Here is a 12,825-nt window from a genome sequence, read left to right on the forward strand (position 1 = left end):
CCAGTTCGTCGTGCTCTGCAAGGCCGACGGCTTCTATAAAGGCCTCTTCATGGTCGAGAAAACATTCAGCAAGGACGACATCAACCGTATCGCCAACGGAACCGTCGAGCTGTTCATGAATGGGTATAGAGCACGAGGGTGAAACAAGGGGGCGGTGAGACGTCGGGGTTTCGCGTGACCTCAGCGTGCCTCGGGCAGCGGCTTGGTTAGCTGCTTCATCAGCGCCTGATGAATGTGCTCGTTGCCGGCAACGATCGAGCCCGACTCGAACATGGTCTGCCCACCGTTCTTGTCCGACACGTAGCCGCCCGCCTCGCGCACGAGCAGGATGCCGGCCGCCACATCCCAAGGGGATAGCGGCTCTTCCCAGAACCCGTCCATGCGGCCCGCGGCCACCCATGACAGGTCGAGCGCCGCGCAGCCCAGACGGCGGATACCGATCGCTTCACCCATGACATTGCGCAATTCGACGAGGTAATGGCCGTGGCGCTTGCGCCCGAGATGCGGGATGCCGGTGCCGATCACCGCTTCCGCCATGGTCTTGCGCGCGGCGACACGAATGCGCCGGTCGTTGAAGAAGGCGCCGCCGCCGCGTTCGGCGGTGTAAAGCTCGTCCATGGCCGGGTTATAAACCACGGCCGCCACGATCTGCCCCTGACGCTCGAGCGCGATCGAGATCGCGAAGACAGGCAGGCCGTGGAGGAAGTTGGTGGTGCCATCGAGCGGATCGACGATCCAGCGGTGCTGGTCGTCGTCACCGACGATCTCGCCGCGCTCTTCCATCAAAAAACCATAGCCGGGACGCGCGCGCGACAGTTCGGTGAACAGGATCTGCTCGGCCTTGTGGTCGGCCTGGCTGACGAAATCGCCGGGACCCTTCAGCGAGACCTGGAGATTCTGCACCTCGCCGAAGTCGCGATTCAAGGAGCGCCCCGCCTTGCGGGCGGCTTCGACCATTGTGTGGAGCAGTGCCGAACGGGCCATGGGAAACTCTCAGTGATCTCAAAATGACTGCGGCCGGAAAGCGTAAGACACGCTCGCCGGCCGCGCTCAGTCTCGAAGCAAAAATCAGTCTGCGCGGCGCAGATAGGTCAGCTCATTGGTGTCGACGATGATGCGTTCGCCCGACTCGATGAAAGGCGGCACCAGGACGCGGATGCCATTTTCGAGTACGGCGGGCTTATAGGAAGACGCCGCCGTCTGGCCCTTCACAACAGGATCGGCCTGATCAATGCGCAGCGTCACCTGATCGGGCAGCTTGATGCCGATCGGACGCTCGTCATAAAGTTCCACCGTCACCGTCATGCCGTCCTGCAGGAACGCCGCGCGGTCGCCGACGAAATCCTTCTGCAGTTCGAGCTGCTCATAGGAATCATTGTCCATGAACACCAGCGCTTCGCCCTGCTCGTAGAGGAAATTGAAATCCTTCTGCTCGAGGCGCACACGCTCGACGGTCTCCGCCGAGCGGAAGCGCTCGTTGAGCTTGGTGCCGTTGATGAGGTTCTTGAGCTCGACCTGGTTGTAGGCACCGCCCTTGCCGGGCTTCACCGCATTTGTCTTCACCGCTACCCAAAGCCCGCCATCGTGTTCGATGACGTTGCCGGGACGGATTTCGTTGCCGTTGATCTTGGCCATGGGTTTGCTTTTCGTGGATTCAGGGAGCCGACTGGCCGGGCCAGCAGCGATGGCCGCGCCTTCCCACAAAACGGACGCAGAGGCAAGCGTGAGGCGTCGGGCAGCGATCGTCAGGGGTGGAGATCGAAGTCAGCGCAATCGGTTGGCGCGTTCGAGCGCGACTTTCTGCTCGTCCATGGTCATGCCGTCGAGAAGGTCTTCGAGCACGCTGTCGCGCAGGCCTGCACGGCGCGCGAGGAAATACCAGGACGCCGCCGTGCTGTTGTCGGGCTCCGTGCCGATGCCGGTCATATAGAGCTTGGCGAGCCGGGCCTGTGCTGCCGGATTTCCGCCAAGGGCCGCGAGGCGCAGCCACATGAACCCGGCATCCTCGTCCTTGACGCCGGTGCGGCCTTCGACCAGTTGGGTGCCGAGGTCGAGCTGGGCTGAATCGTAGTTCTGGCGGGCGGCGCGCAGAAGCCAGCGCTGCGCCTCCTTCGGGTCCTGCTTCACGCCGCCCAGGCCCGATTGGCTGAACTGGGCCATCGCATATTCGGCGTCCGCCAATCGCGCTTCCGCCGCGCGGCGATAATAGGGGACGGCCTTTTCAAGGCCCGCTTCGCCGGGTTCCTGCTGCACGATCATCTGCGCGAAGTTGAACTGCGCCATGCGGTTGCCGGCTTCCGCTGCCGCCTGCATCAGGGCGTAGGCGGTCTTGGCGTCCTTCGGCATGAAGCGGCCGTCGAGCAGCATCAGCGCGTACTGGAACTGTGCTTCGGGAATGCCCTGCTCGGCGGCCTTGGCATACCATTTGGCCGCTTCCGCCTCGTCGCGCTTGCGCCCCAGGCCTTGCGCGAGAATCTCGGCGACCAGCGTTTGTGCTGCCGGATCGCCGTTCTGTGCGCGGGGCAAAGCGAGGTTAAAGGCCGTGATGTAGAGGCCGCGCTGGAAGGCGCCGTACGCCTGGTCCGAGCCGCGCGCGCCGAAGCGGTCCGGATTCACCTTGTCGCCGATCACGCTGTTGGCACGGCCCCCATCGGCTGCGAAAGCGGGCAGCGAAACTGTCGAAGCAACGAATGCGAAAGCGAGAAGGGCGAAACGGATCCTCATTCGTCGTCAAGCGCCTCGTCCAAGTCTTCATCTGAAGTCTCTTCCGTGCCCTCGGTCAATGCAGGCGCTTCATCGAGAATGGCGTTGGCGCGGGTGATTGCCTCACGCGGGTCCTTGCCCTCGCCGAATACGGCCGCTCCCAGCGCCACGAATTCCGCGCCGGTTTCGGCAACGAGGCGCACGCTTTCGACATCCGAACCGGCTGCGACGATGGCCGGTACCTCGATCATCTCCGCCCACCACTGGCCGAGCGAAAGGTTGCGCGGGTGCGGCTCGGGTTTCTCGTCATAGCCGAAGCGACCGAAGAAGATGTAGTCGGGCCGCTCCTCGCCGAGATCGAGCGCATCGTCCCGCGTCTTGGCACCACCAGCACCCACCGCGATCTTGCCCTCGAAACGTTCGATGGCCTCGGCCAGCTCTTCCTTCTTGCCTTCGATATGGATGCCATCGACATCGAGACGGCCGGCAATGCGCGTGTCGCCTGCCACGATAACGGCGGCACCCCGAGACTGCGCGAGCGAGACGAGCGGCGCGGCCGCCTCCTGAAAGCGGTCGGCTCCGAGATCGCCCTGCGGCAGGATCACGGAGGCCACATCCCCGCCTTCGAGCGCCGCTTCCAGGCGCGCGGGCAGGTCAGGGCCTGACAGGCCGACAGGCGCGACGAGGACGATGCGGCAGCGATTGGGTAGCGTGGCGTTCATGCGGACCTAGCGGATTCTCAGGCGTGTGCTCTTGCGAGCGGATCATGTTGTCTTTGCGGCGAGGGCGGGCCCGGCACAAGGGGAATGATGGTCGAGACAAGCAGGGCCGCATTGCCATTATCACTTCCCATTCCTGCACTCACACCATTCCCTCGCCAAACCCCAACCCGCCCGCTAAGACACGCTCGTGCTTCACCCTCTGCTCTACGATCCCTTCTTTTATCTCGTCGCCATTCCGTCCGTCATGCTCGTGGGCCTTTCCAAAGGTGGATTTGGCGGTGCGGCCGGGTTTGTCGGGGTGCCATTGATGGCGTTGGTGATACCGCCCGTACAGGCGGCGGCGATCCTGCTCCCCATTCTCGTGCTGATGGACCTCGTTTCGCTCTGGACGTGGCGCGGAGTCTATGACCGGCAGACGCTTCTCTTCATGCTGCCGGGTTCGATCATCGGCATCCTCATCGGCTGGTGGTTCGCCGCGGCCGTGACGGAAGACGCGGTGCGGCTGATCGTCGGTGCGGTTGCCATCGTCTTTGTCGGCCGCTGGGTCTGGCAGCGTTTGCGTCATGGGGCCGAGCCGCCGCCGGCTGAGCCGAACCGCGCGCAGGGCGGCTTCTGGGGCGCGGTCGCGGGCTTCACGAGTTTCGTGGCCCATGTGGGCGGCCCGCCTTTTCAGGTCTATGCGATGCCGCTGCGCTTTTCGCCGGCGCTCTTCACCGGCACCAGCGTCATCTTCTTTGCCGTCACCAACGCCATCAAGCTCGTGCCTTATTTCCTGCTCGGGCAGTTCGACCGCACCAACCTGGCAGCCTCCGCCGTTCTCATGCCGCTGGCGCCGGTTTTCACGCTTCTCGGCGCCTGGCTCGTCCGGCGGATGCGGCCGGAAATCTTCTATCCCTTCACCTATGCGACGGTAGCCATCGTCGCGGTCAAGCTCGTCTGGGACAGCGTCGCCGTGCTTTTTTGAACGGGTCGTTCATGCTGAAGTCATGATGCTGTCGTAGAAAGGTTACGCGTTCGCCGAGTCGGAACGAATCCCGGCGTGACCACATTGTACGGGCTGCCGGTGTTCCGGCGGGCAGCCCCTCCAGCGTCTCGGCACGGAACTCATGCAGCAACACAGCCTGCAGCAGCGCGAAACGCGGATCGATCTGTTCCGTGCGCTCTGTCTCATCACGATCTTCATCAACCACGTGCCGGGGAATGTCTTCGAGATGTTCACGCACCGGAATTTCGGCTTTTCCGATTCGGCGGAAGCCTTCGTGCTGATGTCGGGTATCGCTGCCGGCATGGTCTATGGTCCGCGCTTCGAGCCGGGCCGCCGGATCGCGTCTTGGGTGCGCGCATGGAAGCGGGCAGGGCGCCTTTACGTGACGCATATTGCGACCACCGTCGGCTCGCTCGCGATCTTCGCGGGCGTCGCGCTCTATACGCAGCGGCCGATGTTGTTGAACCAGCTGAACATCGACACGCTGGTCGACAACACGCCGGCAGCCCTCGTCGGCCTTGCCACCATGGGTCACCAGATCGGCTACAACAATATCCTGTCGCTTTACGTTGTCCTGATGCTGCTTTTGCCGCTGATGCTGTTTATCGGCAAACGCTCGATCCCGCTGATGCTTTCGCTGTCGGTCGCCGTCTGGCTCGCGGCCGGCCTTTATCAAGTGGCGCCGCGCGACTTCCCGCGCGAGGGCGTGTGGTTCCTCAACCCGCTGTCTTGGCAGCTGCTGTTCGCATTGGGCGTGGCTGGTGCTATGCTCGCCAAGCGCCCGGAGGGTTTGAAGCTGCCACGGTGGAGCCTGTGGGCGGCTGGCGCCTATCTTCTGTTCGCACTGGTCTGGGTGAAGTGGCCGCTGTGGGGCCTCGAAACCAAGGCTGGGCTGCCGCTCGTCATCGCGGGTTTCGACAAGACTTATGAGTCTTTGCCGCGCCTTCTGCACGTGCTGGCGATTGCGGCACTGATCTTCTCGCTGAAGCCCATCCTGCGCTTCACCAAAGTGTCCTATGACCATCCGCTCGCCGTGATGGGCCGTCACTCACTGCCGGTCTTCGTGTCGGGCACGCTGCTTGCGATGCTGGCCCAGACGGTACGCTGGGTGTCTGCGCCGAGCAACATGCTCGATGCGGTGCTCGTCATCGGCGGCGTGCTGCTGCAGTTCGGTGTGGCTTACGCACTGGAGGCCTTCAAGAAGCTCGAAAGCGCTGGCAAGCCGAAAGCGCCGGCACTTCAGCCTGTCGTCGGCGCCTGACCGAGACGCGTCTTGAGTGCCTGATAAAGGCGGTCCGCCAGCGCGTCGTAGTCGCCGTCGAAGTGGTGCCCGCCTTCCGTCTTGATCAGTTCCATGCCTTTGAGGCGTGGGTCGGTGCAGGCGGTCAGGTCTTCGTCCTCGCCATAGATGCAGACGACACGCTCGAGCGGGATCTTGCGAATTTCGGGCACGACCTCGTAGTCGCCACCGATGCCGAGCCAGCCTCCGACGGTGACCTGGAACGTCGTCGTTTCCTCCGTGCCGAGCAGCGCCACCATGCGGATACGATGCTTGATGGCATCGGGCAGATATTGCCAGGCGAAGGGAAAAGTATCGGCGCCGAAAGAGTAACCGTAAACCGCGACAGGCAGCTTGCCTGACGGATCGGCCATCTTGATCATCGCCTCCGCATCGCGTGCGATCTCCTGCGGCGTGCGCACGTTCCAGAAGTAGCGCAGCGAGTCGACGCCGATCACATGCAGGCCCTTTTCCGCCAGCGCATCGCCGATCGTCTTGTCGAGATCGCGCCAGCCGCCATCGCCTGAATAGAAGAGCACGACCGCTTCCGGCCGGCCGTCGGAAGGAATATCCACGATGGGCAGGGCGCCGGAAGTGGCGTCGTCATCCGCCAGTTCGACCACGCGGCTCACGGCATCCGTTTCGCGCTTCTTGTTGTCGGGTTCGACGGTGTTCACGGCAAAGAACGAGCCGCTGGGCGCTTCGCCTGAGGCGAGGCCTGTCATGCTTTGCGCGGAGAGCAGGGTCGCATTCTCGGGCAGCGGGGCATCGAGCGCATAGGAGAACTGGCTGTCTTCGACCTTGGTCGCTTTCGCGCCTTCGCAGACGGGCAGGCGTGTATCGAGCGTCTGTGCCGGGTCGAGCGCGACCGCGCCGCCAAGCGTCGCGGGCGGGGCGTCTGCAAGTGCCGCATAGGCGAGCGTGCCGCCTTCGCCGCGTCCGACCACGACCGGATGGAAATAGGAATTGCCGCCGATGGTGCGGAGTGCTTCCTTGGCGAGCAGTTCGAGGTCCGAGCCCAGATAAAGGCACTCGCCATCATCCGCGTCGAGCTTCTCGCGCCAGTCTTCGAGATCGACGGGCAGCACCGCCATACCTTCCGCACGCAGGCGATCGCCGAAGCGCGTGTCGCGCGGCGACAGTCCGCCACGGTCGGAAATCTGGATCACCAAGCCCTTGGGCTCGCCACGTCGCGGAAGGAGAACGGGAATGTCGAGCAGCCGCTCGGCGGTGACGCGCGCCGGCGGGTTGCTGTCGGCGATGGCCTGACCGGCATAGTAGCCGCCAGCTGCCACGCCCGCGCTCAGGACAAGCCCAAGCGCCGTACCGGCCAGAATGCGCCAGCTCACCATGCTCTCTTCCCTACTTGCGGATGAATTCCAGCGGGCTGCCGCTGATCAGTTGCGTCACGTCGATCAGGGAACGAACCGTATCGAGGCCGGGCGGACAAACGAGATAATGCGGCGTCCACACGGGATCGAACTTTTCCTTGAAAGCCTTCAGACCGTCGAACCGATAAAGGTTCTGTCCACGCCGGTAAAGAAAGGCGCCGAAGCGGTTCCAGCACGAGGCGAGGCGGTTGTCGACGAGGCCTGAAAGTGGCGCGGCCCCGAGATTGAACCAGCGATAGCCCTCTTCGTGACCATACATCATCAGGCGCGCAAACAGTGCGTCCATGATGATCTTGGGCGCGTCCGGCGCATGGCGCATCAGGTCAACGGATAGCTCGTGCTTGTTCGCACCGCGCCAGAGATTGGCGAATGCCACGATCCGTCCGTTCTGCTTCATCACGGCGGTGTCGAAATGGCGCATGAACTCCTCGTCGAAGAAACCGAGCGAAAACCCCTTCTCGCGGCCCTGCTTGAGGTCGAGCCAGGCATCGGAGACGGCGCGCAGTTCGGGCAGGATCGCCTCGATCGCGGCGGCAGGCACGACCTCGAAGGTCACCCCGTCCTTCTCGGTCTTGCGCGCCGCATAGCGGAAGGGCTGGCGGCGCGGGCCTTCGAGCGTGAAGTTCGTGAGATCGACGCGTGCCACCTCGCCGAGCTTGAGCGCAACCAGGCCCATGTCGAGGAAAAGCGGCAGGCTTTCGGGGCCGACTTCGTAGAACACGGTGCGTGCCGCCTGACGGTCGGCGAGATCGCGAAACGCCCAGCCGAGATCGCGCACGACATCGGCTGGGCCGATCGGCTCGCCCATCGCGATCAGGCTGCCGCCCGACCGCGCATACATGACGAAACCGCGCTTGTCTGGCGAAAGCAGGAACTGCTTGTCGCCCAGGAAGGCGAGCGCGGCTTCCGTTTGCGGCGCGTTCGCGACGATGGCGGGTACAGCGTTGGGAATGGGCGCATTTTCGGGCTGCACGGGTCCCCAGCGATGGATCAGCGTGTTGAGCGCGAGGCCGACCGTCAAAAGCAGCGCGACGAGCGCAAAGCGCAGGAAGCGTGGTGCATCGGCCTCGAAGGCGAACTCCCACCAGAGCTGGTTCGAATAATCGACATCGCGATAGGCGACGAAACCGAGCCACACGGAAAGAAGCACGATCGAGGACAAGCCGACCAGCCAGCCGATCGACAGCGACGACACGCCTCCGCCCCAGCCACGTGTGGGACGGCGGTAGAAGGAGGTCCGGAAGGCGATCAGCACCGCTGAGGAAAGCCCGAGGATCACTGCCTCTTCCCAGTCGAGGCCTTTCAGGAGCGAGAACAGCGCGCCAAGCCCGAAAAGTCCGAGCGCCACCCACCATGCGGTTTCGAGACGTCGCGCAAGGCCGCGGGCAACGACAAGCATCGCCACCGCGACCACGCTGGCCGCCAGATGCGACAGTTCGACGAAGGGAAGGGGCACGAAGTCGGACAGTGTGTCGAGACGCGCTTCGTGGCCGGGCGTGACGCCCGAGATCATCAGCACGGCGCCACCAAGGAAAGTGAGACCGGCCGAGAGCGGCGGCACCAGGGGTTCGATCACGCGGGCGATGGATTTGACGCGCTTGGACACGTGGGAGCGGTGGCCGGCGACCTCGAAGGCCAGAACGCCGAGCGTGGCGATGACGAAGGGCAGGATCGTGTAGATCAGGCGGTAAACGAGAAGGGCCGCGAGCGCCTCTGGATTGTTTCCGAGCCCGAGGCTGCCCACCAGCGTCGCCTCGAAGGCGCCCAGGCCCCCCGGTGCGTGGCTCGCAATGCCCACGATGATGGCGACGGTATAGACCAGCATGAAGAGGGCTGGGCCGATCTGCACGGAATCGGGCAGGAGCACGTAAAGCACGCTCGCCGCCGCTGCCATGTCCACGACACCTGCCAGAAGCTGAAGGGCTGCACCCCGCGACGAAGGCAGGCGCAGCGAAAACTTGCCCCAGCCCGCTACGCGCTCGCCGCCGCGCAGCCAGACCAGGAAGAGTGCGACGGTTGCAAGGATCGCGATGCCGATCGCGACATCCACCGAAGGCGGCAGGCGGTCGAAGAGCGGCGCATCGGCCGGGTCGATGACGAGCCCGGCACCGATCAGAACCGCGAAGGCGAACCAGATCGCGAGCCAGGAGGTCCCGATGATGCGACCGACATCGGGCAGATCGATGCCTTCATTGGCATAAACGCGATAGCGCAGCGCACCGCCGGTCAGGATCGCAAAGCCGAGCGCATTGGAGATGGCGTAGCCGGCGGCACCCACCGAGGCCGAGAGCACCTTGGAAACGCGCTTGGGCGCAACCGTTTCGACTGCCACGAGATCGTAAACGGCGACGGCCGCGAAGCTCAGCAGAGTGAAGCAGAAAGCGAGCAGAAGGTCTGAGGCCGGCAGGCGTATGATCGCCTCGCGCACCTGATCGTATGTCACATCTTTCAGGAAACGGTCGAGCACACCGATGGCGATAGCAGCGATCACGAGGCCTGCCAGCGGCAGCGCAATGTGACCGACGCGAGCCCAAAGCCGTCCGATCATGCCGGACTCGACTTCAGCCATCTCGGATGGGGCGTTCTCGGCTGATGCGCTCATGCGGCATTCCTTCGGTCCGGCGCAGTCTTCACGCTGCGTCGGCGGCGCGCTCCACGCCTGATCCGTGGCGAATTCGTGGCGTCACAAGGCGGTGCCGGACAGTTTTCGTCCGCTCAACAGCTTGCTACATCTTGCGCCAGAGATGGAGGAGTTCTGTGACAGTCAATCCTTATGCGCGCGACCTCGACAAGAACCCCGCCAATCACCAGCCGCTGACGCCCATCTCGATCCTCGAACGCACGGCCCTGGCCTATCCCGACCGCGTGGCGGTGATCCATGGCGAAGCGCGACTGTCCTATCGCGAATTCTGGTCGCGCTCACGCCGGCTGGCATCAGCGCTGACCGAGCGCGGCATCGGCAAGGGCGACACGGTTTCAGTGATGTTGTCCAACACGCCCGCCATGCTCGAAGCGCATTTCGGCGTGCCGATGACAAAAGCGGTGCTCCATTCGCTGAACACACGGCTGGACGCGGCGGTGATCGCCTTCCAGCTCGACCACGCGGAAACCAAGATCGTGATCGTGGATCGTGAATTCGCGGATGTGATGCGCGAAGCGCTCGGCCGCGCCTCGGTCAAGCCGCTGGTGATCGACTATGACGATCCGCACTATCCGGCGGATGCCCCATATCCGAAGGGCGGGCGCATCGGTTCGCTGGATTACGAGGATTTCCTTGCCGCCGGCGATCCCGATTTCACGTGGCCGATGCCCGACGACGAGTGGGATGCGATCTCGCTGAACTACACGTCCGGCACGACCGGCAACCCCAAGGGTGTCGTCTACCATCACCGGGGCGCGGCGCTGATGGTCTATGCCAACACGATCCATGCCGGCATGGGCAAGCATCCGGTCTATCTCTGGACCTTGCCGATGTTCCACTGCAACGGCTGGTGCTTTCCATGGACCGTGCCCGCACAGGCCGGCACGCAAGTATGTCTGCGCTGGGTGCGGCCCAGGGCGATGTATGACGCGATCGCCGAGCATGGCGTCACGCATCTTTGCGGCGCGCCGATCGTGATGGCGACGCTGATCAATGCCTCGGACGCCGACAAGCGGGACTTTCCGCAGACGGTGACGTTCAACACGGCCGCCGCCCCGCCGCCCGAAGCCGTGCTCGCCGGCATGGCCGAAGCGGGATTTCAGGTGAACCATCTTTACGGATTGACCGAAACCTACGGTCCCGCCACCGTCAACGAGTGGCACGGCGAATGGGACGCCCTCGAGCCCAGGACGCGGACGGCGAAGAAGGCGCGACAGGGCGTGCCCTATCTGGCGCTCGAAGGTCTGACCGTCATGGACCCTGACACCATGGAGCCCGTGCCGACCGATGGGACCACCATCGGCGAGGTGATGTTCCGCGGCAATATCGTGATGAAGGGTTATCTCAAGAACCCATCCGCCACCGCAGAAGCGTTTCGGGGTGGCTGGTTCCATTCGGGTGATCTCGGCGTGATGCATCCGGACGGCTACATCCAGCTCAAGGATCGCTCCAAGGACATCATCATCTCAGGCGGTGAGAACATCTCCTCGATCGAGGTGGAGGATGCGCTTTACAAGCATCCGGCGGTCGGCGCCTGTGGCGTGGTCGCACGTCATGACGACAAATGGGGCGAGGTCCCGATCGCCTTTGTGGAGCTGAAGCCCGGCCGCGAAGCGGGCGAGGCCGAATTGCTCGACCACTGCCGCACGCTTCTGGCGCGCTTCAAGGTGCCCAAGACCGTGCTGTTTCATGAAATCCCGAAAACCTCCACCGGCAAGATCCAGAAGTTCAAGCTGCGGGAAATGGCGAAACAAGGCTGATGCGCGGACGGCATCAGCCGGATACGTGGCGTCTTTATGAAGAGGTGGTCTCAACGCCCGAACGGAGGATGGCTTATGCTTGGCGTCGCACGTCACTTTTTCACGCTGGCCATCTTCTATGCCCTTTGCGGCATGGCGCTCGGCCTGTCCATGGCGATCTCGCAGGATCACTCGCAGATGCCGACCCACGCCCATATCGTGGCGGCCGGCTGGCTGATGTCGTCGGTTTTTGCCTTCTTCTACCAGCTCGTACCGGCCGCACGCGCTTCGCGGTTGGCGCCGATCCATTTCTGGCTGAGCGCCGTCAGCGGCATTGTCTTGATGGGCGGGCTGTTTCTTCTGATGCGCGGCGACACTTGGATCGAACCGGCGGTCGGCATCGCATCGATCGGCTTCTATGCCGGTATGCTGCTTTTCGCGGTAATTGCGCTGCCCGCCGTCTGGCGCGGCGAGAAGGCTGATGCGCAACCTTCTCAATTTTCGCTAAATGCCGGACGTTAACGAAAAATTAGCCTTTATCGGTGTTAACTGTGGGCATCCAGTCTTCTGGATTCATTCCGAGTGGTTGGAGCCACTTTGTTTGACGCCTCCCTGTTGAAACTCCTGAGAGCCGCCTTCATCCGCGGCTCTTTTTTTCGTACCCGATCTCCGTCGTTAACCTTCTATTAAGGACGGTGTTGCCTCCATCGTGAAGGCGGCGCATCATTCATCGGTGTGCATGGTGCTTCGGCGTCATGAAGGGGTTAGACCCGTTCCGGTGATTTGGGTGGTCGTCGGGCGGGCAGGGGACAGCGAGATTTGAGCATGAGCGAAGCGCCGCAAGAAGCGTTGAATATGATACGCTTGGCCGAAAGGCGTATCTTCTCGCCCTCCTTCAAGCCGCTCTACGACGATGGCATGCGCCTGGTCGAAGAAGCCGCCGAATATCTCGACGGGCCGGGCCGTGCCGATGCAAAGCGACTGAACCGCTTGGCCGCGACGCTTTACGCCGCCGAATCCATGCGTCTCACCACGCGGCTGATGCAGATCGCCTCATGGCTTCTGCTCCAGCGCGCCGCCAATTCCGGCGAGATGACACGCGATCAGGTGGCCGCCGAAAAGGCCAAGGTTCGGCTCGACACGGCATCCGTCCGCGAAGATGCCATCGGCTGGCCTGAATTGCCGGAAGCGTTCCGCGCACTGGTGGAGCGTTCGCTCAGCCTGCAGTCGCTCGTGCGGCGCATGGACGACGAGATCTATGGCGAGGGCGAGCAGACCGCCCAGAACACCGGCCGGCGCACCAATCCGGTTTCGGACCAGATCACGCTGTTGAAAACAGCTTTCGCGGGCGGCTGAGGCCTCATC

General features: G+C 63.4%; 12 protein-coding genes. 6 read left to right on the forward strand and 6 right to left on the reverse strand.

All coding sequences use genetic code 11. The annotated features are described in order from the left end of the window. The first annotated feature begins 10 nt into the window (after positions 1-10). The gene (locus NGM99_RS21665; RefSeq protein ID WP_353937363.1) at positions 11-142 is read left to right on the forward strand and encodes a TetR/AcrR family transcriptional regulator C-terminal domain-containing protein; all 132 of its coding nucleotides are present in this window, start codon (positions 11-13) and stop codon (positions 140-142) included. 38 nt (positions 143-180) lie between these two features. On the opposite strand, the gene NGM99_RS00005 is transcribed toward NGM99_RS21665, so the two are convergent. From NGM99_RS00005 to NGM99_RS00020, 4 genes are all read right to left on the reverse strand, one after another. Beyond that, the gene (locus tag NGM99_RS00005) at positions 181-984 is read right to left on the reverse strand and encodes an inositol monophosphatase family protein (RefSeq protein ID WP_252814999.1); all 804 of its coding nucleotides are present in this window, start codon (positions 982-984) and stop codon (positions 181-183) included. Positions 985-1,068: 84 nt separating this feature from the next. After that, positions 1,069-1,635, reverse strand: a complete 567-nt coding sequence (gene efp, locus NGM99_RS00010; RefSeq protein ID WP_252815000.1) for an elongation factor P — start codon at positions 1,633-1,635, stop codon at positions 1,069-1,071. 129 nt (positions 1,636-1,764) lie between these two features. Next, the gene (locus tag NGM99_RS00015) at positions 1,765-2,724 is read right to left on the reverse strand and encodes a tetratricopeptide repeat protein (RefSeq protein WP_252815001.1); all 960 of its coding nucleotides are present in this window, start codon (positions 2,722-2,724) and stop codon (positions 1,765-1,767) included. Next, the gene (locus tag NGM99_RS00020) at positions 2,721-3,425 is read right to left on the reverse strand and encodes a thiamine phosphate synthase (protein WP_252815002.1); all 705 of its coding nucleotides are present in this window, start codon (positions 3,423-3,425) and stop codon (positions 2,721-2,723) included. The genes NGM99_RS00015 and NGM99_RS00020 overlap by 4 nt, the downstream gene beginning before the upstream one ends. A gap of 244 nt (positions 3,426-3,669) precedes the next feature. On the opposite strand from NGM99_RS00020, the gene NGM99_RS00025 reads away from it, so the two are divergent. Next, positions 3,670-4,389 (forward strand): sulfite exporter TauE/SafE family protein, encoded by a 720-nt coding sequence (locus NGM99_RS00025; protein WP_252815782.1) that lies wholly within the window; start codon positions 3,670-3,672, stop codon positions 4,387-4,389. 142 nt (positions 4,390-4,531) lie between these two features. Next, positions 4,532-5,671, forward strand: a complete 1,140-nt coding sequence (locus tag NGM99_RS00030) for an OpgC family protein (RefSeq protein ID WP_252815003.1) — start codon at positions 4,532-4,534, stop codon at positions 5,669-5,671. On the opposite strand, the gene NGM99_RS00035 is transcribed toward NGM99_RS00030, so the two are convergent. Both NGM99_RS00035 and mprF read right to left on the reverse strand, forming a co-directional pair. Then, positions 5,650-7,041: an AcvB/VirJ family lysyl-phosphatidylglycerol hydrolase gene (locus NGM99_RS00035; RefSeq protein ID WP_252815004.1), complete on the reverse strand. Its 1,392-nt coding sequence runs from the start codon at positions 7,039-7,041 to the stop codon at positions 5,650-5,652. The genes NGM99_RS00030 and NGM99_RS00035 overlap by 22 nt on opposite strands. 10 nt (positions 7,042-7,051) lie before the next feature. Next, complete coding sequence (gene mprF, locus NGM99_RS00040) at positions 7,052-9,682, reverse strand: bifunctional lysylphosphatidylglycerol flippase/synthetase MprF (protein WP_252815005.1); 2,631 nt, start codon at positions 9,680-9,682, stop codon at positions 7,052-7,054. Between the two features lie 155 nt (positions 9,683-9,837). Here mprF and NGM99_RS00045 point away from each other — a divergent pair, with 155 nt between their 5' ends. The 3 genes from NGM99_RS00045 (at position 9,838) to rcdA (ending at position 12,816) form a co-directional block, all read left to right on the forward strand. After that, the gene (locus tag NGM99_RS00045) at positions 9,838-11,481 is read left to right on the forward strand and encodes an acyl-CoA synthetase (RefSeq protein ID WP_252815006.1); all 1,644 of its coding nucleotides are present in this window, start codon (positions 9,838-9,840) and stop codon (positions 11,479-11,481) included. 75 nt (positions 11,482-11,556) lie between these two features. Beyond that, a complete protein-coding gene (locus tag NGM99_RS00050) occupies positions 11,557-11,982 on the forward strand; it encodes a hypothetical protein (RefSeq protein WP_252815007.1) in 426 nt (141 codons plus the stop codon). Between the two features lie 303 nt (positions 11,983-12,285). Next, on the forward strand, positions 12,286-12,816 hold the full coding sequence (rcdA, locus tag NGM99_RS00055) for a protease adaptor protein RcdA (protein WP_289852282.1): 531 nt from the start codon (positions 12,286-12,288) through the stop codon (positions 12,814-12,816). Positions 12,817-12,825 lie beyond the last annotated feature (9 nt).

Origin of the sequence: Mesorhizobium liriopis, assembly GCF_024053505.1 — a bacterium.
GTDB lineage: Bacteria > Pseudomonadota > Alphaproteobacteria > Rhizobiales > Rhizobiaceae > Mesorhizobium_B > Mesorhizobium_B liriopis.